The sequence below is a fragment of the Sphaerisporangium fuscum genome (assembly GCF_018531465.1).
Lineage (GTDB): Bacteria > Actinomycetota > Actinomycetes > Streptosporangiales > Streptosporangiaceae > Sphaerisporangium > Sphaerisporangium fuscum.
This window is the reverse complement of the sequence record NZ_JAHDTF010000004.1, coordinates 81,093-100,870: the sequence shown is the minus strand read 5'-3', so window position 1 is coordinate 100,870 and position 19,778 is coordinate 81,093. Positions and strand designations below refer to the sequence as shown.

The window sequence follows — 19,778 nt, the reverse complement described above, 5'->3', positions numbered from 1 at the left end:
TGATCCCGAACAGGTGAGGAAGCGCCCCATGAAGCCTAGGTACGGGCTGAGCGCGCTAGTGGCACTCGCGTTGCTCGGCACGATGACCCCCTCGCAGGCGGCCCCCCTCGCAGCCCCCGCCTGCGCCCCCGGCACCACCGTCACCACCGACACCGGTCAGGTGTGCGGGACGACCGGCGACGGCGTACGGTCCTGGCTCGGCGTCCCCTACGCCGAGCCGCCCGTGGGCGAGCTGCGCTGGACGCCCGCGAAAGCGCATGAGCCGTGGACCGGCGTCCTGCCGGCCACCGAGCGGGGCGGCTCCTGCCCGCAGGGCGCCCTGCTCGGCTCGCCGTCGGAGAACGAGGACTGCCTCAAGCTCAGCATCGTCACCCCCGCCGACGTCGGCGCGGGAAAGCTCGCGGTGATGGTGGAGTTCCACGGCGGCGGGTTCAGGTTCGGCGCCCCCGGCGACGGCTCCTATCTCGCCAAGGCGGGGCAGGTCGTCCACGTCGGAGTGGGCTACCGGCTCGGCGTCTTCGGTTTCCTGTCCCACCGCGCGTTCGGGCCCCACTCCGGTAACTACGCGCTGAGCGACCAGCAGGAGGCGCTGCGCTGGATTCGCCGCAACATCGCCCGCTTCGGCGGCGACCCCGGCAATGTGACGATCTTCGGGGCCAGCGCGGGCGGGTCGAGCGTCTGCGCGCACACCGTCTCGCCCACGGCCAGGGGACTGTTCCAGAAGGGAATCGTGCAGAGCGGCGAGTACAACTCGCTGCGCGGCGTCGACACCATGTGGCAACCGCAGGACTGCAAGGCCGAGCTGCCCACCCTGGCCGAGGCCCAGCGGGCCGGCGACCGCTTCGCCGCCGCGCTCGGCTGCGAGCCGGCCGCCGACGTCGCCGCCTGCCTGCGCGCCAAGCCCGTCAAGGCGTTGCTGGACCAGTCCGCCGACGGTCTCGGCCCCGACCGCGGCACGATCGCGCCCATCGTGGACGGCCGCATCCTGACCGTGTCCCCCGGGCGGGCGTTCGCCGAGGGCAAGGTCAACAAGGTCACGCTCATGCACGGCGTGGACCGCGACGAGGTGCAGCTCGCCTCGGCCACGACCCCGGCGGAGTACGAGAAGCTGGTCCGGCAGCAGTACGGCCCGCTGGCCCCGCAGGTGTTCGCGCGCTACCCGCTCGCCAGGTTCCCCGAGCCCTCGGCGTTCATCGCGTACCGCACGATCGTGGCCGACAGCAACTCGGTCTGCCCGGCGCTGCTGAACGACCGGCGGCTGGCCCGCCACCTGCCCGTGTACGCCTTCGAGGTCGACAACACCGACGCCCCGCCGCTGTTCTTCCTGGACAGGACCAAGCCCAACGGCTCCTTCCACGTCAGCGAGGCGCCGTTCCTGTACGGCCCGGCCCCTGATCTGGACGCCAACCAGCGCACCTTCGGCGCCCAGCTCGTCGCCCAGTGGACCGGCTTCGCCCGCACCGGGAACCCCACCGTGGACGGCACCCCCGACTGGCCGCGGTACACCGGCTCCGACCCCGCCGTCATGTCGCTGGCCCCCGCCGGTGACAGCACGGCCACGCGTGAGATCGGAAGGCAGCACCAGTGCGCCTTCTGGAACCAGCACACCCCGTACGGCGACTAGGAGGACGACATGACCGGCAGACGGCTCATCGGCGTGGCGGCGGCGCTGGTCGCGTTGTGCGTGGCCGCCGCGACCACACCTGCCGCCTCCGCCGACGGCGGCCGGCCCGGCGGGGACTGGCCGATGTGGCAGGGCAACGCGCTCGGCTGGCGCCACAACGCGGCCGAGCGCCGGATCACCCCGCAGAACGTCAGCGCGCTCGAACTGAAGTGGGCGTTCGCCTACCCCAAGGAAGCCGGCACACCGCGCAGCCAGCCCGCCGTCGTCGGTGACACCGTCTACTTCGGCTCGCCGGACGGCAAGCTGTACGCCAGGGACGCCGTCACCGGCGCGGCCAGGTGGGAGTTCGACCTGACCACGGTCGGCGAGGGCGGCACGCAGGTGCAGGACGGGCCCGCCGTGGCCAGAGGCAAGGTCTACTTCGGCGACGTGCGCGGCTACTTCTACGCCGTGGATCAGCGCACCGGCCGCCTGGCCTGGTCGCGCAGGCTCGACGACACCGTCTCGGCCATCGTCACCAGCTCTCCCCTGGTCTTCGGTGACCGGGTCTACGTCGGGGTGTCCAGCGGCGAGAACATCCTCGGCAAGGACCACGCCTGCTGCACCTTCCGCGGCCACCTGGACGCCATGGACGCCGACACCGGCCGTCCCGTCTGGCGCTTCCACACCACGCCCGAACCGCGGCAGGACGGCACCTGGCCCAACGGCACGCCCAGGTACGCCCCCTCGGGGGCTGGGGTGTGGAGCTCCCCGGCCATCGACCCCCTCACCCGGACCATCTACGTCGGCACGGGCCAGAACTACACCGGCAGCGCGGGACACTACGACTCGGTACTGGCCCTGAACGCCGACACCGGCCGCCCCCGCTGGACGCGGCGGATGACCGATGTGGACACCTGGCGGCTGGAATGCTCGCTGCCCACGCCGGAGGACCGCGAGTACTGCCCCAACCTGCCCGACGGCACCGCCCTGGACTTCGACCTCGGCGCGTCGCCCAACCTGTTCCGGGCGGGCGGTCGCACGTTGCTCGGCATCGGCCAGAAGGCGGGGGTGTACCACGTGCTCGACGCCCGTACCGGGCAGATCGTCTGGCAGCGGCAGCTGTCCAAGCCGATGCCCGGCGGCGGGCTGTCCGGCGTGCAGTGGGGCAGCAGCTTCGACGGCGAGCGGCTGTACGTGGCGACCTACATGGCGAACCCCGGCACCCTGTTCGCCCTGGACCCGGCGACCGGCCACCTGCTGTGGGAGGTCCCCAACCCGGCCGACGGCTGCTCCACCGGCGTCGCGGCCCGGTACCCCCAGGTGTGCCGCCTCGGCCACGGCCCGGCCGTCACCACCACGCCGGGCCTGGTGTGGGAGGGCAGCATGGACGGCAAGATGCGCGCCTACTCCGCCAGTGACGGGCGGGTGCTGTGGGCGTACGACACCATGCAGGACGTGCAGGGCGTCAACGGGCTACCGGGTCGCGGCGGCGCGGTGTCGGGCGGCGGCGGAGCCGTGGTCGCGCACGGCATGCTCTACGTCCAGTCCGGATACTTCTTCACCCCCTACCCCAACCCCAACGGCCATGTCCTGCTCGCCTTCGGCCTGAAGTAGGTGACCCTCGCACGGTGACCGGCGCGGTCAGGTCTGGTCGGCCAGGTCCAGGCGGCCGGCCAGGCCCGCGGCGGTGAAGGCGGCCACCAGGGCGTCGCGGCCCTCGGTGAAGTGGGCCCAGCTGTCGTAGTGGACGGGAACCACCCGGCGGGCGCCGAGGATCCCGGCAGCCTCGGCGGCCTGGGCGCTGTCGAGGACGAGCAGGCCGCCGTCGAAGACGACGGGGAAGCGGGGAGCTCCGGCGAACAGGACGGCTGTGTCCACCGGGCCGAAGCGCTCGGCGATCTGCCCGACCGCCTCGAGCGAGGCGTTGTCGCCGCTGACGTAGACGGTGGGCAGCCCCTCCCCGGTCAGGACGAAACCGACGACCTGGCCGAGAAACGGTTCGACCTCCTCGCGCGTCCCGGGACCGTGGATGGCGGGCACCCCCGTGACGGTCACCGTGCCGCCCCCGGGACGGTCCAGCTCGATGGACTCCCAGTCCTCGAGCCCCTTGGCGCCGTCTCCCAACCGGCCGGCGCCCCCAGGGGTGGTGAGGGTGAGCGGGACGTCGGCGAGCAGGGCGCGGCCGGAGTCGTCGAGGTTGTCGGCGTGCTCGTCATGCGACAGCAGGACCACGTCGATCCGGCCGAGGTCGGCGGGGGCGACGGAGGAGGGCGCCGTCTTGGTCAGCAGCGGGCGGCCCGGCCGCTGGTAGTCGCCGGGCGCGTCGAAGGTGGGGTCGGTCAGGAATCGCAGGCCGCCGTATTCGATCAGGGCGGTCGGGCCGCCGAAGACCCGCACGCGAACGGCCTGCTCATCGATGGCACTCATGCCGGTCATGGAACACCTCATGGATAGACAGCGGTTTTTCCGTGAGGCCAACATAGTGAGTTCTCACGGAAACGCGCAAGACGTAACATGAGACCCATGAGAGAGGCCGTGGCCGTCGAGCCCCCGTCCCCCGCCCCGCCGCCGGCACCCGGGGCGGAGCAGTACCCTGCGCTCGACTTCGCCAACAGCGCGCTCGCCCTGCCCGGCGGCCAGACCCTCGACCTGCTCGGCACGCCCGCAGCCGCCACAAGGTGGCTGGCCGAACGCGATCTCGCCCCGCCGGACGCCGGGCTGCGGGAGATATGCGCCGCTCAGCTGCGGTCGCTGCGCGAACAGGTCAGGGCACTGCTGGCCTCCCGGATCGACGAGCTCCCCGCTCCGCCGTCGGCCCTGTCGGCCGTGAACGACGCGCTGTCCCGCGTCCCGGCGGCCTCCTTGCTGTACTGGGACCAGACCCGCGGCCTGTACCGCGCCGCCTCCCACCCCACCAGCCAGATCCTCGAGCACGCCCTCGCGGCCCTGGCGGCCGACGCCGCCGACCTGCTCACCGGGCCCGACGCCGAGCGTCTGGCCGCCTGCGGCTCCCCGCCCTGCAACCGCTTCCTGCTGCGCACCCACGGCCGCCGCCACTGGTGCTCGGTCCGCTGCGGCGACCGCGCCCGCGCCGCCCGCGCGTACGCCAAGCGCACGCGGCAGGGGGCGGACTGAGCCACGCGACGCCCGAGGCGCTCGCCTCGGGCGTCACCCGGCTGTCAGCGGTGGCCCACGATGTTCAGGACCCGGCCGTTGGGGTCCCTGACGAAGAAGCGCCGCACCCCCCAGGCCTCGTCCTGGAGCGGATGCAGGACCTCCGCTCCGGCGTCCACCATCGCCGCGTAGGCCGCGTCCACGTCGTCCACCTCGATGCTCATGTCCGGGTGGACGGCGGCCGTGGCGTCCGGCCCCATGAATGTCACCTGTGCCGTCGGGTTGGACGGGGACGCGAGCGTCATCACCCAGCCCTGGTTCATCACCTCCACGAACCCCAGCCGGCCGTAGAAGTCACGGCTCTCCTCCAACGCCTCCGACCTGATGTCGGGCACCACACGACGGATCTCCACGACGCCTCCTCCAACTCTTGCGTGCCGGGAAAGCGTAGGCGCGTTCCCGTTCCTGGACGCCGCCCTGTAATGCTTCCGGCATTCCGGACATGGCTTGGATGACCGACGATCCAAGTGAGGAGGCCGAATGGGAGACGATTCCCACGGCCGGTTCGTAGAGATCTACGAGCGCGCGTACGGCCCTCTGCTGGGGTACGCCCTGCGCCGCTGCCAGGAGCCGGACGACGCGGCCGACGTGGTGGCCGAGACGTTCACGATCGCCTGGCGGCGCGTGGACGAGATACCGAAAGGCGACGAGGCCCGGCTCTGGCTGTTCGGCGTGGCCCGCAAGGTGCTGGCCAACCACCGGCGCGGCGAACGACGCCACGAGCAGCGCACCGCGGCGCTGCGCGAGCAACTGGCGGTGTCCCCTCTGCTCTCGCACATGCCGGAAGACGACCTGTCCCAGGTGGGCAGGATCTTCCGGCAGCTGTCCGACGACGACCGGGAACTGCTGTCCCTCGTCGCCTGGGAGAAGCTGGACATCGGGCAGATCGCGCGCACGTTCGACATCTCCCGCAACGCCGCCCGTGTACGGCTGCACCGCGCCCGCAGGCGATTCGCGCGGGGCATGGCGAAAGCCGGCATCGACCACCCCAATGCCATCACGTTCGAACGGAGCACGGTGTGAACATCTCCGACCTCGCCAAGGTGCGCGACGAGGACCTGCTCGGCGACCCCGCCGGCCGGGCGACCGGCCCGGGGGCCCGCGCGCTGATGACGGCGATCATGGCCGAGGAGCGCGTCCCGGCCCTCTCACGACGACGGAGGCCGCGGCTGCGGCGTCCCTACCTGCTGGGCTCCGCCACCGTCGCACTGGCCGCGGCCGTCGCGATCGGCATCGGCCTGCCGACCGGCGGCCCGGCCACCCGGTACGCCAACGCGGCCATCTCCATCACGAAGGCGGACGACGACTACAGCATCACGATCACCGATCCCGCGGCCGATCCTCGGCGCATCGAGGAGGCGTTCCGGGCGGTCGGGGTGAGGGCCATCGTGAAGATGGTCCCGGCGATGCCGGCTCACGTGGGCAAGCTGTACGGCCCCTTCATCCCCGAAAGCGAAAGAGGTCGCTGGCCCGGCCACCTGACGATGAGCCCCGTCGAACCGTGCGCGTCCGCGTTCTGCGCCACGCTCACGATGGGCGGGGGCTCCCCCGACCGGCTCGTCTTCGGGATCGGCCGCCCCGCCGCGCCCGGCGAGCCCTATGTGGAGGTCCCTCCCTCCGGCACGGGCATGTACCTGAACGCCCTGGACGGCTACACGCCCGACGGTTTCAAGGTCCACGGCAAGACGGTCGCGGAGGTCCGCGCCGAACTGGACCGGCGCGGGCTGAAGGCCGTCTACCAGCTGTGGTGGAGCTACTCGGACAACTCCTTCTTCCCTCAGCCCGTCCCGGCGGACAAGATCAAGGACACCTGGATCGTGGACCACTCCCGGGCGTACAGCTCCGACACGATCGAACTCTTCGTCGCCCCCGGGCCCGAGGCCGGCCCCGCCCCCGCCTCCTCTCCCAGCCACCACTGGTGGGACACGGTGAACTGACCACGCCGCCCCCCGCTCCAGGCGAGGTTCGCGGGCGAACCCGCGAACCTCGCGGCGCCGTGTTACGCCACGCGCTCCAGGACCCGCAGGGAGCCCTCGACGCGGACCTCCTTGAAGTCGCCGGTGGCCAGGGCGCGCTGGTAGACGCGGTACGGCGCCTGGCCGCCGTCGGCCGGGTCGGGGTAGATGTCGTGGAAGGCCAGTGCCCCGCCGACCATGAGGTGCGGCGCCCAGCCCTCGTAGTCCCTGGTGACGGGCTCCTCGGAGTGCCCGCCGTCGATGAACAGCATCGCCAGCGGGGTGTTCCAGTGGCGGGCCACGGTCTCCGACCGTCCGACGATCGCGATGACGTGGTCCTCCAGATCGGCGGAGGCGATGGAGGTGCGGAAGAACGGCAGCGAGTCCATCTTGCCGAAGCGCGGGTCCATCAGGGTGGGGTCGTGGTGGGCCCAGCCCGGCTGGATCTCCTCCGAGCCCCGGTGGTGGTCGACGGTGAACACGACGGACCCGGTCTGGCGGGCGGCCGCCCCGAGGTAGATCGCCGACTTGCCGCAGTACGTGCCGATCTCGCAGATGGGGCCGCGCGAGCCGTACAGGCAGGCGGTCTGGAACAAGGCCAGGCCTTCGGGCGGCGGCATGAACCCCTTGGCCCGCTCGGCCGCGTAACGCAGATCCGCTGGTAACGACACGTCAGTCATGATCTTTCCTCTGTGTACGGCGACGCTGCTGCACCCTACACACCAACGTGCCGCCCCTCGGAACCGTCCCCGGTTTCTTGATCGAGAAGGGCCGAACAAAGTTCCGCACGACCCTTGCCCGACCTGGTGGAACGTGTTCTACTTTCTGCGTGAACCAGCGTGCTCGCATAGCGATGTCCGAGGCCGAGGTGACCGCCTTCGTACGGGAGTCCCGCAAGCTCCAGCTGGGCACGATCAACCCGGACGGCACCCCGCACCTGGTCACCATGTTCTACGGCCTGGTCGGCGACCGGATCGCGTTCTGGACCTACGGCAAGGCGCAGAAGACGCGCAACCTCGAGCGCGACCCCCGGGTGACCTGCCTGATCGAGGCCGGCGACGACTACTTCGAGCTGCGCGGCGTGCTGGTGTACGGCACCGCCCGGCTCATCGACGCGCGCGAGGAGGTCCTCGACGTCGGCATGGCGGTGACCGCGCGCATGCCGGGCGTCGGCGACGCCGTCGACGAGCTGCGCGAATACGTCGTGCACACCGGCCGCAAGCGCGTCGCGTACGTCGTGGAGCCGACACGAGTGGTTTCGTGGGATCATCGCAAGCTCGCGACCCCCGCTTCGGCCTAGGCTCGGTCTGAGCGGTACATCCGGGAAGAAGGGCTCCGACGATGAGAATCAAGGTCGATTACGACGTCTGCGAGGCCAACGCCGTCTGCATGGGCCTGGCCCCAGAGGTCTTCGAGGTGGACGACGAGGACAACCTGCACGTGCTCCTGCCCGAGCCGCCTGCGGAGATGCTCGACCGCGTGCGCCACGCGGTCCGATCCTGCCCCAAAGCCGCCCTCTCCCTCGAAGAGGAGTAGGCGCCCCCCAAGGAGGTCCTTATGCGAGCCGCGCTGCTGCACGCCGTCGGCGACGACAAGCTCGACATCCGCGACGACTTCACGCTCACACCGGTGGGCCCGACGGACGTCCGGGTGAAGATCAAGGCGACAGGGGTCTGCCATTCGGACCTTTCGGTGCTGTCGGGCGTGCTGCCCATGCCGCTGCCGGTGATCCCCGGCCACGAGGGGGCGGGCGAGGTCGTGGAGGTCGGCGACCACGTCACCACGGTACGGCCGGGCGACCACGTCATCATCAACTGGACCCCCGCCTGCGGCACCTGCCCGAACTGCGTCGTCGGCCAGCCGTTCCTGTGCATGACCTACGTCATGGAGAGCTTCACGACCGCACGGTTCCGGTACGGCGGCGAGACCCCGGCGTTCGGCATGGCGGGGTGCGGCACGTGGGCGGAGGAGATCGTCGTCCCGTGGCAGGGGGCGGTCAAGGTCGACCCGGACGTGCCGTTCGAGGTGGCCGCGCTGATCGGCTGCGGCATCACCACCGGCGTCGGCGCGGCGATCAACACGGCGAAGGTCAGGCCCGGCTCCACGGTGGCCGTGATCGGGTGCGGCGGCGTGGGCCTGTCGGTGATCCAGGGCGCCCGCGTCTCCGGGGCGACGACGATCCTGGCGGTCGACCCGCTCACCTCCAAGCACGAGCTGGCCAAGAAGGTCGGCGCGACCGACGCCTGCACGCCCGACCGGTTGCCCGAGGTCATCGGATCGCTGACCGGCGGCCAGGGGTTCGACTACGGCTTCGAGGTCGTCGGCAAGTCGGCGACCATCATGTCGGCCTGGCAGGCCACCCGCCGGGGCGGCGACGTGGTCATCGTCGGCGCCGGCGCCATGGACGACACGGTGCCGCTGACGGCCTTCAACCTGCTGTTCGAGGGCAAGAACATCCTCAGCTCGCTGTACGGCGGCAGTGACGTCCGCCGCGACTTCCCGTTCTTCGCCAAGCTGTGGAAGGCCGGCAAGCTCGACCTGGAGAGCATGATCAGCTCCCGCATCAGGCTCTCCGACCTCAACGACGCCGTCGCGGCCCTCAAGGGCGGCGAGGTGCTGCGGCAGATCGTCCTGTTCGACTGACGCGCCCCGCTGAGGCGCCCAGGCCGGGGGCGCCTCAGCGGCTTGCGGTCACTCCGAGGAGAAGGCCGCGTCGAAGGCGGCGGTTGGTGGGGTGATGGCGTTCAGGGCGCGGACGTAGGCGAGGGACTCGGGGGCTCCGGCGAGGCGGTCCATGCCGGCGTCCTCCCACTCGATCGAGATCGGGCCGTCGTAGCCGATCGCGTTGAGGGCGCGGAAGCAGTCCTCCCATGGCACGTCCCCCCTACCGGTGGAGACGAAGTCCCAGCCTCGGCGCAGGTCGGCCCAGGCCAGGTGGGACGACAGCCGGCCGCGCCGGCCGTTCCCGGTGCGGACCTTGGCATCCTTGCAGTCGACGTGGTAGATCCGGTCGGCGAAGTCGAGGATGAACCCGACCGGGTCGATCTCCTGCCACACCATGTGCGAGGGGTCCCAGTTGAGGCCGAACGCCGGCCGGTGCCCGATCGCCTCCAGCGTCCGCACGGTGGTGTGGTAGTCGTAAGCGATCTCGCTCGGGTGCACCTCGTGGGCGAACCGCACGCCGACCTCGTCGAAGACGTCCAGGATGGGGTTCCACCGGTCGGCGAAGTCCTGGTAGCCCGCCTCGATCATCGACGGCGGCACCGGCGGGAACATCGCCACGGTGTGCCAGATGGACGACCCGGTGAAGCCGACCACCGTCCGCACGCCCAGCTTGGCCGCCGCGCGGGCGGTGTCCTTCATCTCCTCGGCCGCCCGCCGCCGTACCTCCTCCGCCTCGCCGGAGCCCCAGATCCGGGCGGGGAGGATACCCTTGTGGCGCTCGTCGATCGGGCTGTCGCACACCGCCTGGCCGACGAGATGGTTGGAGATCGTCCACACCTTCAGCCCGTGCTTGTCCAGGATCTCCAGCTTGCGGGGGATGTAGGAGTCGTCGGCCAGCGCCTTGTCGACCTCGAAGTGGTCGCCCCAGCAGGCGATCTCCAGGCCGTCGTACCCCCACTCCCCGGCCAGGCGGCACACCTCTTCGAAGGGCAGGTCGGCCCACTGGCCGGTGAACAACGTGATCGGTCGCGTCATGTCCGCTCTCCTCAGGTCGTCAGATACCGGTCACTGAACGGGGGTCCAGCGGCTCTGGTCGGCCGCGCTCCGCTCGACGGCGGCGAGCACCCGCTGCACCCGCAGCCCGTCGGCGAAGGACGGCGACGGGTCGGTGCCGGCGGCGATCGCCTCCAGGAAGTCCTTCACCTCGTGGGTGAAGGTGTGCTCGTACCCGAGCCCGTGCCCGGGCGGCCACCACGCCCCGGCGTACGGGTGGCCGGGCTCGGTGACGAGGATGCGCCGGAAGCCGGCGTCCTCGGCGGGCAGCGTGTGGTCGTGGAACCACAGCTCGTTCAGCGACTCGAAGTCGAACGCCAGGCTGCCGAGCGAGCCGTTGATCTCGAACCGCATGGCGTTCTTCCGCCCGGTGGCGAACCGCGTGGCCTCGAAGGAGGCGAGCGCGCCGCCGGAGAGCCGTCCCATGAACAGCGCGGCGTCGTCCACGGTGACCTCGCCCGTCTCGCCGGCGCCGGCCGCCCCGGCGGCGAGGCCCGCGGAGTCCTCCGCCAGCGGGCGCTGCCTGACGAACGTCTCGGTGAGGGCCGACACGCCGGTCAGCGTCTGCCCGGTGACGAACTGGGCGGTGTCGACGATGTGGGAGCCGATGTCCCCGAGCGCCCCGGAGCCGGCCTTGTCCTTCCGCAACCGCCACACCAGCGGGAACTCGGGGTCGGCGATCCAGTCCTGGAGGTACTGGGCGCGGACGTGCCGCAGCTCGCCCAGCCGTCCCTCGGCCACCAGCCGCTGCGCGAGCGCGACGGCGGGGACCCGCCGGTAGTTGAACGCCACCATGCTCCGCACGCCCCGGCGCGCGGCGCGCTCGGCGGCGACGGCCATCGCCTCGGCCTCGGCGACCGTGTTGGCCAGCGGCTTCTCGCACAGCACGTGCTTGCCGGCGTCCAGAGCGGCGATGGCGATCTCGGCATGGGAGTCGCCGGGCGTGCAGATGTCGACGATCTGCACGTCGTCGCGCCGGATGAGTTCCTTCCAGTCGGTCTCCACGGCCGCCCAGCCGAGGTCGGCGGCCGCGGCGGCCGTACGCTCCTCGGACCTGCCGGACAGCACGGCCATGACGGGCGTGATCGGCACGTCGAAGAACGCCCGGACGCTGCGCCACGCCTGGGAGTGCACGCGTCCCATGAACGCGTAGCCGACCATGCCCACTCCGAGCGCGGACCTGGTGTCAGTCACGAAACAACCCCCGATTCAGGATTCGAAGCCGAGCGGCAGATACTTCTGCACGTTCTCCTTGGTGATGGTCTCCGACGCCAGCGTGATCGACTGCGGCACCTGCTGCTCGACCAGGTCGCTCAGCCCCTTGCCCTGGGCGATCAGTCGGGCGAGCTTGACCGCCGAGGAGGCCATGGTGGGGCTGTAGGTGACGGTCGCCTTCAGCACGCCGCCGTCGGACTGGATCTCCCTCATGGCGTTGGCGGAGCCGGCGCCGCCGACCATGAAGAACTCGTTGCGGCCCGCCTCCTTGACGGCGGCCAGCACGCCGATGCCCTGGTCGTCGTCGTGGTTCCAGATGGCGTCGATCTTCTTGTGGGCCTGCAGCAGGTTGCCGGCGACCTGCGTGCCCGACTCGACGGTGAACTTGGCGTCCTGCTTGGCGGTCACGGTGAAGCCGAAGGTCTTCAGCGCGTCGGCGAAGCCCTTGCTGCGGTCCTGGGTCAGTGGCAGGGTCGCGATGCCCTGGATCTCCAGGATCACCGGGTTGGTGACGCCCTTGTCCTTGAGGGTCTTGCCGATGTAGGTGCCGGCGGCCACGCCCATGCCGTAGTTGTCCCCGCCGATCCAGGTGCGGTACGACAGCTTGTCGGGGAAGACGCGGTCGAGGTTGATCACCGGGATCCCGGCGTCCATCGCCTTGCGGGCCACCTGGTTGAGCTGCTCGCCGTCGTTGGGCAGGATGACCAGGGCGTTCACCTTGGCCGCGATCAGCGACTCCACCGCCGAGATCTGCTGGTTGATGTCGTTGGTCGGCTCCACCGGCTTGAACTCCACGTCGGAGTACTGCTTGGCCACGTCCTGCGCGTTCTTGGCGATGGCCGCGATCCAGCCGTGGTCGGCGGCGGGGGCGGAGAAGCCGATGACGACCTTGGTGCCCGGTTTGTCGTTGTCGGTGCCGGCGGCCGCGCTCTGGGGGGCGGCCGAGGAGCTCGGGGCGGCCGCGGGCTCGTTGCTCGTACAGGCGCTCACCAGTGCCCCTGCGCCGACGACGGCTCCGCTGAGCAGGAAACCCCTGCGGCCGACGCGCTCATTCATGGTGACTTTCTCCTTCTCGTGCGGGGGTTACCGGCCGGACGCCGCTCTAGGTCGCCGATCGCAGGCCACGCCTCTGCAGGAGCACGGCGATGACGATGATCAGGCCCTTGGCGATGAGCTGGTCGCTGGTGTTGAGGCCGTTGAGGATGAACAGGTTGGTGATGACCGTGAAGATCAGCAGCCCGAGGATCGAGCCGATGATCGTTCCCCGGCCACCGGTGAGAAGAGTTCCCCCGATGATCACCGCGGCGATCGCGTCGAGTTCGTAGAGATCGCCGTGGGTGCTCGAACCGGTGGTGGTCCGAGCCATGATCAGCACCGCGGCGATGCCGCAGCACAGTCCTGAGATCGCGTACAGCATCATGGTGTGGCGCCGCACGTCGATGCCTGCCAGGCGCGCGGCCTCCGGGTTGCCGCCGACCGCGTAGGTGCGCCGGCCGAAGGTCGTGCGGTTGAGCACGAGCCAGCCGACCGCGACCACCAGCGCGAAGATGTAGACCAGCAGCGGCAGGCCGAGCACCCGGGTGGTCGACAGGTCCACGATGGCCTGGTTGTCCGGGTGCACCAGCTGGGTCTTGCGGTCCGACATCCGCTGCGCCAGGCCGCGGGCCGCCACGAGCATGGCCAGTGTGGCGATGAACGGCACGATCCGCCCGTAGGCGATCAGGAAGCCGTTCACCAGCCCGGCGCCGGTGCCGACGAGGATCGCGCACACGGCCATGACGACCGGGCCGTACGACTGGGTGGCGAGGGTGGTCGCCCACACCGAGGCCAGCGCCATGACCGCGCCGACCGACAGGTCGATGCCGCCGCCGATGATGACGAAGGTCATCCCGACGGTGATCACACCGATGGTCGCGGCCAGCGCCAGGATGCTGACCAGGTTGGACGAGGTGGCGAAGTTGCCGGGCACGGTCACCAGGCCCACTCCGGCGAGCAGGAGCAACGCCACCACGAGCCCCAGATGCCGGGCCCGTCCGATCCTGCCGGTCAGTGTCCGTCCCACGCCGGCCGCCGTCGCCTGTCCCGGCGTGCTCATCGCGCCGCCTGCGTCGGTCACAGCGCGCTCCCTTCCATGATCATGTCTAGGGCACGTGATTCGTCGAGTTCGCGTGCGTCCGACTCGTGGATGACCTTGCCCTCGCGCAGCACCAGGACCCGGTCGGCGAGGCCGAGCACCTCGGGGACCTCGCTGGACACCAGCAGCACGGCCACCCCTTCGTCCGCCAGCCGCCGGATCACGGCGTACAGCTCCGCCCTGGCGCCGACGTCGACGCCGCGGGTCGGCTCGTCCAGGAGCAGCAGGCGGCGGTCCCGTACGAGCCACCGGGCGAACACGGCCTTCTGCTGGTTGCCGCCGGAGAGGGTGCGGACCGGGCGGCGGGGGTCGGGCGGGCGGATGTCGAGCGCCCGCACCAGGTCCGCCGCCGCCTCTCTCTCCTTGCGGCGGTCGACCCAGCCGAACCGGGCGTACTTCGAAAGACCCGCGATGGTGATGTTGCCCCCGACGGTCTCGTTCATCAGCAGGGCCTGCGACTTGCGTTCCTCGGGCGCCAGCCCCATGCCGAGCCGTACGGCCTTGGTGGTGCTGCCCGGCGGCACGGGCTCGCCGGCGAGCACGATCTGGCCGCGCGAGGGGCGGCGCGCTCCGTACACCGTCTCGACGATCTCCGAGCGGCCCGAGCCGACCAGGCCGGCCAGCCCCACGATCTCGCCCTCCCTGACGGTGAAGGAGACGTCGGTGAAGTGGCCGGGCAATGAGAGGCCCTCGACCTTCAGCACCTCGGGACGGCCGTCGTGCGAGCCGGGTCCGGGACGCGGGGGGAAGACGTACTCCACCTCCCGGCCCGTCATGAGCGACACGATCGACGAGGTCGGGGTGTCGCGCGCCGGGAGCCCGACGGCGGCCGTCCTGCCGTCCTTGAGGACGGTGACGCGGTCGCCGATCTCGCGGATCTCCTCCAGCCGGTGGGAGATGTAGACGACGGCGACGCCCTGGGCCGTCAGGTCCCTGATGATGCGGAACAGGTTGCCGACCTCGTCGTGCGCGAGCGCGGCCGAGGGTTCGTCCATGATGATCAGGCGGGCCTGGTGGGAGAGGGCGCGGGCCATGCTGACGATCTGCTTCCCGGCCGCCGGCAGCGCGCCGACCTCGGCCGTGGGGGGCATCTCGCCGTGCCCGAGCCGGCCGAGCAGCGCCGAGGCGGCGGCGTTCATCTCGCCACGGCGGGTGAAGCCGAGGGTGGCCTGTTCGTGGCCGAGGAAGATGTTCTCCGCCACGGTCAGGCCGTCGACCAGGTCGAGTTCCTGGTAGATGGTCGAGATGCCCGCCTTGATGGCCGCGACGGGGTTGGCGAAGCGCACCGGCTCGCCGCCGAACGTCATCGTGCCGCCGTCCGGCCGGTGGGCACCGGCGAGGATCTTGATGAGGGTCGACTTGCCCGCGCCGTTCTGCCCGAGCAGGCAGTGCACCTCGCCCGCGCGGACGTCGAGGTCGACGCCGTCCAGGGCGCGCACGCCGGGGAACTGCTTCACGATCCCTCGCATGACCAGCAGGTCGCTCACGGGGCCTCCGGGGGGTGGATCGGTGGTGGCTGGGGGCCGGGTCAGGCGGCCGGTCGGGTGCGGCGGGGGCTGGGTCGTCCTGATGCCGTCCGGGTCAGGGGGCCGAGAAGACGTGGTCGCTGATGAGCCGGGCGCCGCCGACCACTCCGGCGGTGTCGCCGAGCTCCGACAGCACGATGGGGAGGTTCCCGGTGGCCAGTGGCAGCGATCTGCGGTAGACGACGCTCCTGATCTCCGCGAGCAGCACGTGGCCGAGCCGGGCCACCCCTCCGGCGATGATCACCAGACCGGGGTTGAAGAAGCTGACCAGGCTGGCGAGCACCTGCCCGGCCTGCCGCCCGCCGTCGCGGACGAGCCCGATGGCGGCGGGGTCGCCGAGTCCGGCGGCCGCGGCGACGTCCTCCGCCGAGAGCCGTCCCATGGCGGCGAGGCGCTCGGAGAGGTACGGCGAGCGGGGCGCGATCCGGACGGCCTCGCGCGCCAGGGCCGCGCCGCCGAAGTACGCCTCCAGGCAGCCGGTGTTGCCGCAGGTGCAGACCGGCCCCTGGTCGTCGACCCGCATGTGGCCGATGTCGCCCGCGCTGCCCGAGACGCCGCGGTAGATCTTGCCGTCCACGACGATGCCGCAGCCGATGCCCGTGCCGATCTTGATGAGCAGGAAGTCGTCGACCTGCCGGGCGAGACCCGCGTGCAGCTCGCCCAGGGCCATGAGGTTGACGTCATTGTCGATCATGGCGGGGCAGCCGAGCTCCTGGGCCATCACGTCCTTGACCGGGTAGCGGTCCCAGCCGGGCATGATCGGCGGCGCCACGGGGACGCCCTCGCGGAAGCTCACCGGGCCGGGCACGCCGACCCCCACGCCGTGGAGCTGGGTGAACAGCCCGTTCTCGCGGAGCTTGCCGAGCAGTTCGAGCGCCCGGTCGAGTACGGCGACCGGGCCCTCGCGCACGTCGCAGGGCTCGCTCAGGTGGCCGAGGACCGACAGCTCGCCGTCGGTGACCGCGACGTCGACCGAGGTGGCGCCGATGTCGATGCCGGCGAACCTCAGGTGCGGCGACAGCCGTACCATCCCCGACCGCCTGCCGCCGCGGGAGGCGGCCAGGCCGGCCTGCTCGGCGAGGCCCGTCTCGATGAGCCGGTCGAGTTCGAGGTTGAGCTTCGAGCGGGAGAGGTCGACGTCGTCGCCCAGCTCGGCCCGGGACCGGCCGCCGTCGCGCAACAGCCGGAGCAGGGTCGCCTGGTGGACGTTCTCGGGGCGTACGGGCATTCGCTTCACAGCGCCTCCGGATCGGAGTGATGTGCTGCAGAAGTTAATGGACTTCCGCTGCCAGGTGAAGAGCTTTTTGATGACGATTCATAACTTTCGTCGTTATGAGCGAAAGCCTGTGACGTACGCCACCCTGTGGACACGCGGAAGGCCGGGTGCCCGCACGGGCGCCCGGCCTTCCGGAGTGGACGGTCAGAGGGTCAGAGCATGGCCTTCATGGACGCGGTCGCCTGCTCGCCGAGCGTCGTCGGCTGCAGGTAGGGCTGCTCGGTCATGATGGCGTCCCAGTTGTCGCGGATGGCCTCGATCGAGAGGTCGTCGGTGCGCCAGCCCGGCCCCTCGGCCACGAACACCCGCGCCACGCGCCCGGCGCCGACGCTGAACACCTCGCCGCTCGTCTCGCAGCTCTCGTGCGCGAGGAAGGCGACCAGCGGGCTCACCCGGTCGGCGGTGAACTTCTCCTCGAACTCCGCCGGGAGCAGGCTCTCGGTCATCCGGGTCCAGGCGATGGGCGCGATCGCGTTGGCCTTGACGCCGGCGCGGGCGCCCTCGATGCCGAGCGTCTTGGTCAGCCCCACCAGGCCCATCTTGGCCGTGGAGTAGTTCGCCTGGCCGAAGTTGCCGAACAGCCCGGCGGGCGAGGAGGTGTTGACGATGCGGCCGTACCGCTGCTCCTTCATGTGGGGGAACGCGGCACGGCTGACCAGGAAGGATCCGCGGACGTGCACCGCGATGACGGCGTCGAACTCCTCGACGCTCATCTTGCCGAACGACTTGTCGCGCAGGATGCCGGCGTTGTTGACGACGATGTCGACCCGCCCGAAGGAGTCGACGGCGGTGCGGACGATCGCCTCGGCCCCCTCCGGCGTGGCGACGTTGTCGGTGCTGGCGACCGCCTCGCCGCCGTTCTTGGTGATGAGCTCGGCGACCTCGGCCGCGGGACCGGCCGACGCCCCGGTGCCGTCGAGCGCCCCGCCGAGGTCGTTGACGACGACCTTGGCGCCGCGCTCGGCGAGCAGGAGCGCGTGCGACCGCCCGAGCCCGTGCCCGGCACCGGTGACGACCGCGACCTTCCCGTCAAACCTGAGTTCGGACATGCCGCCCACCCTTCGAGGAGAATAAGATTCTAGTGCCCCCACGATATCCCGCCCCGCCCCTCATACCCAGAGCCGGCGCGGCGGGACGTGGTGCGGTGACGCCGGCGCCGTTCACGGTGAGCCGCGCGGAAAGGGTAGGGACGTGGTCTTGTCGAATCGCTTCGCCTGGGCACTGGACGGTGCTCACCTGCGTTGACAGATCACGGAAGGGCCGTCGCCCACTCTCTGTCACGTAGCGGATAGTGATCAGACAGGTAAGATTCTGCTAGAGTTTCTGCCCCGCGTGGGCGTGGGTCAGTGTCGACCCCATCACTGTTCGGCCCCGTCCGGAACCCGGGCTGGAGGCCTCGCATGCCCGCACAGCCGCCCCTCCGCGTGATCCAATGGGCCACCGGTGCAGTCGGCAGCTATGCGCTGCAGAGCGTCATCACCCGGCCGGAGTTCGAGCTGTGCGGCGTGCTCGTCTACGACCCCGACAAGGTTGGGCTGGACGCCGGGCCGCTGGTCGGGCGGCCCGAGACGGGTGTGCTGTGCACCGACGACGTCGACGCCGTGCTCGCCACCGAGGCCGACTGCGTGCTCCACATGCCGCTGCCGGCCGCCTACTGCGGCGGCGACTACTCCACCGACCTGCGGACGGTGTGCGACCTGCTCGCCTCCGGCAAGAACGTCATCACCACCACCGGCTTCATCTACCCCCAGGTGTACGGCCCCGCCGTCGTCGAGCGCCTCGAGAGCGCCTGCCGCGCGGGCGGCACCTCCGTCCACGGCACCGGCATCAACCCGGGGTTCATGAGCGACCTGCTGCCCCTCGCCCTCAGCGGCCTTTCGTCGCGGCTCGACCACATCTTCGTCCGCGAGTCCTCCGACTTCGTCGGGCACCCGTCACGCCAGATCGTCATGGACCTGATCGGGTTCGGCCGCGCGCCGAAGGACTACGCCGTGGCGGTGCGCCCGTTCCGTAACGTCCAGCGGGCGCTGTTCTCCGAAAGCGTGCAGCTGGTGGCGGGCGCGCTCGGCGTGCGGCTCGACGAGGTCGAGGAGAGCGACGAGTACGACCTCGCGACCGAGGAGTTCCAGATCGCCGCCGGCACCATCCTGCCCGGCACGGTGTGCGCCTCGCACTGGGTATTCTCCGGCCTGATCCGCGGCCGTCCGTTCATGACGGTCGAGTGCGTCTACAAGTCCGACGCCGCCAAGGTGCGGCGCTGGCCGGCGCCGGGCTTCGCCGTCCACATCGAAGGACGGCCGCAGATGACGCTCACGGTCGACGAGGTGTCCCACGGGCTGGCCGGGGCCGCCGCCCACGCGGTGAACTCCATCGCCGCGGTGTGCGCCGCCCCGCCCGGCATCCGCACGCTGCTCGACCTCCCCCCCGTCACCGGCCGGGGCACCGTCCGCCTCGCCTGACCGCCACCGGCGGCGCGGCACACCTCACCGCAGGTGCGTGATGACGTCGTCCATCTGCGACTTCTGCGCGACGGCGATCTCGCCGGCGAGCCTCCTGGTGGCGGCGTCCTTGCCCTCCGCCTGCGCCTTCCGCGCCAGCAGCACGCCGTAGTAGTCGTGCCTGGCCAGCGTGGTCAGCCAGAGCCTGTCGAAGTCGGGGCCGGACTTGCCCTTCAGCACCAGGAGCTGGGCCTCGGACAGCATCCCCTCCATCTGGTGCACGGGCGGTTTGCCGGGGTCCGGCGGCCGGAAGTTCCACTCCTTGAGCGAGGCCGCCATCGTGACCGTCTCGCGGGTGCCGGCCCTGACGACCGCCGCGGCGAGGCCGGTGACGTACGGATCCCGGCTGCGGCCCCCGACGAGCCCGGCCAGGGTGTTCGCCTGCTGGTAGTGCAGGGTCATCTCACGGCAGAACAGCACGTCGGTCAGGTTGTACGGCAGGTCCTCGTACGTCGCCGCCACCGGCACCGCGCGCCCCGGCGCCGAGGCGCACCCGGCCGCCCCCAGCAAGGCCAGCGCGAGGGCCGCCGGGATGCCGAACGTCCTGCGCACCGGCTTCCACCTTCTTCCACCACCGCGTCACGAATTGGCGCGCCGGAAGCGCGGAAGGAGGGTCCGCGCTTCCGGCACGTACGGTGGTACGCGCGCCGGCGGGGAAGTGTTCAGCCTTTCCCCGG

General features: G+C 71.0%; 20 protein-coding genes. 9 read left to right on the top strand and 11 right to left on the bottom strand.

Annotation, left to right across the window (positions count from 1 at the left end; all coding sequences use genetic code 11):
- The first annotated feature begins 28 nt into the window (after window positions 1-28).
- Both KIK05_RS05455 and KIK05_RS05450 read left to right on the top strand, forming a co-directional pair.
- Window positions 29-1,624: a carboxylesterase/lipase family protein gene (locus tag KIK05_RS05455; protein WP_214409444.1), complete on the top strand. Its 1,596-nt coding sequence runs from the start codon at window positions 29-31 to the stop codon at window positions 1,622-1,624.
- 9 nt (window positions 1,625-1,633) lie between these two features.
- On the top strand, window positions 1,634-3,220 hold the full coding sequence (locus KIK05_RS05450) for an outer membrane protein assembly factor BamB family protein (RefSeq protein WP_214409443.1): 1,587 nt from the start codon (window positions 1,634-1,636) through the stop codon (window positions 3,218-3,220).
- 27 nt (window positions 3,221-3,247) lie between these two features.
- Here KIK05_RS05450 and KIK05_RS05445 read toward each other — a convergent pair whose 3' ends face one another.
- Window positions 3,248-4,033, bottom strand: coding sequence for an MBL fold metallo-hydrolase (locus tag KIK05_RS05445; protein ID WP_214409442.1), 786 nt, complete (start codon window positions 4,031-4,033; stop codon window positions 3,248-3,250).
- Window positions 4,034-4,129: 96 nt separating this feature from the next.
- Here KIK05_RS05445 and KIK05_RS05440 point away from each other — a divergent pair, with 96 nt between their 5' ends.
- On the top strand, window positions 4,130-4,741 hold the full coding sequence (locus tag KIK05_RS05440) for a CGNR zinc finger domain-containing protein (protein ID WP_214409441.1): 612 nt from the start codon (window positions 4,130-4,132) through the stop codon (window positions 4,739-4,741).
- Between the two features lie 44 nt (window positions 4,742-4,785).
- On the opposite strand, the gene KIK05_RS05435 is transcribed toward KIK05_RS05440, so the two are convergent.
- A complete protein-coding gene (locus tag KIK05_RS05435) occupies window positions 4,786-5,133 on the bottom strand; it encodes a VOC family protein (protein ID WP_214409440.1) in 348 nt (115 codons plus the stop codon).
- Between the two features lie 127 nt (window positions 5,134-5,260).
- On the opposite strand from KIK05_RS05435, the gene KIK05_RS05430 reads away from it, so the two are divergent.
- Both KIK05_RS05430 and KIK05_RS05425 read left to right on the top strand, forming a co-directional pair.
- Complete coding sequence (locus tag KIK05_RS05430; RefSeq protein ID WP_214409439.1) at window positions 5,261-5,803, top strand: RNA polymerase sigma factor; 543 nt, start codon at window positions 5,261-5,263, stop codon at window positions 5,801-5,803.
- Window positions 5,800-6,717, top strand: coding sequence for a hypothetical protein (locus tag KIK05_RS05425; RefSeq protein WP_214409438.1), 918 nt, complete (start codon window positions 5,800-5,802; stop codon window positions 6,715-6,717). Before KIK05_RS05430 ends, KIK05_RS05425 begins: the two co-directional genes overlap by 4 nt.
- 62 nt (window positions 6,718-6,779) lie before the next feature.
- On the opposite strand, the gene KIK05_RS05420 is transcribed toward KIK05_RS05425, so the two are convergent.
- Window positions 6,780-7,415 carry a class I SAM-dependent methyltransferase gene (locus KIK05_RS05420; RefSeq protein WP_214409437.1) on the bottom strand — a complete coding sequence of 212 codons (636 nt, stop codon included), beginning with the start codon at window positions 7,413-7,415 and terminating at the stop codon, window positions 6,780-6,782.
- Window positions 7,416-7,564: 149 nt separating this feature from the next.
- Between KIK05_RS05420 and KIK05_RS05415 the strand changes: the two genes are divergently transcribed.
- Genes KIK05_RS05415 through KIK05_RS05405 form a run of 3 tightly spaced genes read left to right on the top strand, consistent with a single transcriptional unit; the run spans window position 7,565 to window position 9,378 of the window.
- Window positions 7,565-8,035, top strand: a complete 471-nt coding sequence (locus tag KIK05_RS05415) for a pyridoxamine 5'-phosphate oxidase family protein (protein WP_214409436.1) — start codon at window positions 7,565-7,567, stop codon at window positions 8,033-8,035.
- A 41-nt stretch (window positions 8,036-8,076) separates the two neighbouring features.
- Window positions 8,077-8,271 (top strand): ferredoxin, encoded by a 195-nt coding sequence (locus KIK05_RS05410; RefSeq protein WP_214409435.1) that lies wholly within the window; start codon window positions 8,077-8,079, stop codon window positions 8,269-8,271.
- A 21-nt stretch (window positions 8,272-8,292) separates the two neighbouring features.
- The gene (locus KIK05_RS05405; RefSeq protein ID WP_214409434.1) at window positions 8,293-9,378 is read left to right on the top strand and encodes a Zn-dependent alcohol dehydrogenase; all 1,086 of its coding nucleotides are present in this window, start codon (window positions 8,293-8,295) and stop codon (window positions 9,376-9,378) included.
- Between the two features lie 48 nt (window positions 9,379-9,426).
- Here the strand turns inward: KIK05_RS05405 and KIK05_RS05400 are convergent, their stop codons facing one another.
- The 7 genes from KIK05_RS05400 to KIK05_RS05370 form a co-directional block, all read right to left on the bottom strand.
- Window positions 9,427-10,434, bottom strand: coding sequence for a sugar phosphate isomerase/epimerase family protein (locus KIK05_RS05400; protein WP_214409433.1), 1,008 nt, complete (start codon window positions 10,432-10,434; stop codon window positions 9,427-9,429).
- A gap of 30 nt (window positions 10,435-10,464) precedes the next feature.
- Window positions 10,465-11,646, bottom strand: a complete 1,182-nt coding sequence (locus tag KIK05_RS05395; RefSeq protein WP_308249765.1) for a Gfo/Idh/MocA family protein — start codon at window positions 11,644-11,646, stop codon at window positions 10,465-10,467.
- A 15-nt stretch (window positions 11,647-11,661) separates the two neighbouring features.
- Window positions 11,662-12,723 carry an ABC transporter substrate-binding protein gene (locus KIK05_RS05390; protein ID WP_214409432.1) on the bottom strand — a complete coding sequence of 354 codons (1,062 nt, stop codon included), beginning with the start codon at window positions 12,721-12,723 and terminating at the stop codon, window positions 11,662-11,664.
- A 46-nt stretch (window positions 12,724-12,769) separates the two neighbouring features.
- Window positions 12,770-13,783, bottom strand: a complete 1,014-nt coding sequence (locus tag KIK05_RS05385) for an ABC transporter permease (protein ID WP_308249764.1) — start codon at window positions 13,781-13,783, stop codon at window positions 12,770-12,772.
- Window positions 13,780-15,288 carry a sugar ABC transporter ATP-binding protein gene (locus KIK05_RS05380; RefSeq protein ID WP_308249763.1) on the bottom strand — a complete coding sequence of 503 codons (1,509 nt, stop codon included), beginning with the start codon at window positions 15,286-15,288 and terminating at the stop codon, window positions 13,780-13,782. The genes KIK05_RS05385 and KIK05_RS05380 overlap by 4 nt, the downstream gene beginning before the upstream one ends.
- A gap of 94 nt (window positions 15,289-15,382) precedes the next feature.
- Window positions 15,383-16,555: an ROK family transcriptional regulator gene (locus KIK05_RS05375; protein ID WP_250562347.1), complete on the bottom strand. Its 1,173-nt coding sequence runs from the start codon at window positions 16,553-16,555 to the stop codon at window positions 15,383-15,385.
- Window positions 16,556-16,755: 200 nt separating this feature from the next.
- Window positions 16,756-17,652, bottom strand: a complete 897-nt coding sequence (locus KIK05_RS05370) for an SDR family oxidoreductase (RefSeq protein ID WP_214409430.1) — start codon at window positions 17,650-17,652, stop codon at window positions 16,756-16,758.
- A 351-nt stretch (window positions 17,653-18,003) separates the two neighbouring features.
- Between KIK05_RS05370 and KIK05_RS05365 the strand changes: the two genes are divergently transcribed.
- Window positions 18,004-19,062, top strand: coding sequence for an NAD(P)H-dependent amine dehydrogenase family protein (locus tag KIK05_RS05365; RefSeq protein WP_214409429.1), 1,059 nt, complete (start codon window positions 18,004-18,006; stop codon window positions 19,060-19,062).
- A gap of 24 nt (window positions 19,063-19,086) precedes the next feature.
- On the opposite strand, the gene KIK05_RS05360 is transcribed toward KIK05_RS05365, so the two are convergent.
- Window positions 19,087-19,653: a DUF305 domain-containing protein gene (locus KIK05_RS05360; RefSeq protein ID WP_214409428.1), complete on the bottom strand. Its 567-nt coding sequence runs from the start codon at window positions 19,651-19,653 to the stop codon at window positions 19,087-19,089.
- Window positions 19,654-19,778: the final 125 nt, after the last annotated feature.

Excerpts from the sequence above, each read along its gene's own strand:
- KIK05_RS05420 (WP_214409437.1), bottom strand. The coding sequence starts at position 7,415 with ATGACTGACGTGTCGTTACCAGCGGATCTGCGTTACGCGGCCGAGCGG.
- KIK05_RS05450 (WP_214409443.1), top strand. The coding sequence starts at position 1,634 with ATGACCGGCAGACGGCTCATCGGCGTGGCGGCGGCGCTGGTCGCGTTG.
- KIK05_RS05375 (WP_250562347.1), bottom strand. The coding sequence starts at position 16,555 with ATGCCCGTACGCCCCGAGAACGTCCACCAGGCGACCCTGCTCCGGCTG.
- KIK05_RS05455 (WP_214409444.1), top strand. The coding sequence starts at position 29 with ATGAAGCCTAGGTACGGGCTGAGCGCGCTAGTGGCACTCGCGTTGCTC.
- KIK05_RS05430 (WP_214409439.1), top strand. The coding sequence starts at position 5,261 with ATGGGAGACGATTCCCACGGCCGGTTCGTAGAGATCTACGAGCGCGCG.
- KIK05_RS05365 (WP_214409429.1), top strand. The coding sequence starts at position 18,004 with ATGCCCGCACAGCCGCCCCTCCGCGTGATCCAATGGGCCACCGGTGCA.
- KIK05_RS05440 (WP_214409441.1), top strand. The coding sequence starts at position 4,130 with ATGAGAGAGGCCGTGGCCGTCGAGCCCCCGTCCCCCGCCCCGCCGCCG.
- KIK05_RS05400 (WP_214409433.1), bottom strand. The coding sequence starts at position 10,434 with ATGACGCGACCGATCACGTTGTTCACCGGCCAGTGGGCCGACCTGCCC.
- KIK05_RS05405 (WP_214409434.1), top strand. The coding sequence starts at position 8,293 with ATGCGAGCCGCGCTGCTGCACGCCGTCGGCGACGACAAGCTCGACATC.
- KIK05_RS05445 (WP_214409442.1), bottom strand. The coding sequence starts at position 4,033 with ATGAGTGCCATCGATGAGCAGGCCGTTCGCGTGCGGGTCTTCGGCGGC.
- KIK05_RS05370 (WP_214409430.1), bottom strand. The coding sequence starts at position 17,652 with ATGTCCGAACTCAGGTTTGACGGGAAGGTCGCGGTCGTCACCGGTGCC.
- KIK05_RS05410 (WP_214409435.1), top strand. The coding sequence starts at position 8,077 with ATGAGAATCAAGGTCGATTACGACGTCTGCGAGGCCAACGCCGTCTGC.
- KIK05_RS05390 (WP_214409432.1), bottom strand. The coding sequence starts at position 12,723 with ATGAATGAGCGCGTCGGCCGCAGGGGTTTCCTGCTCAGCGGAGCCGTC.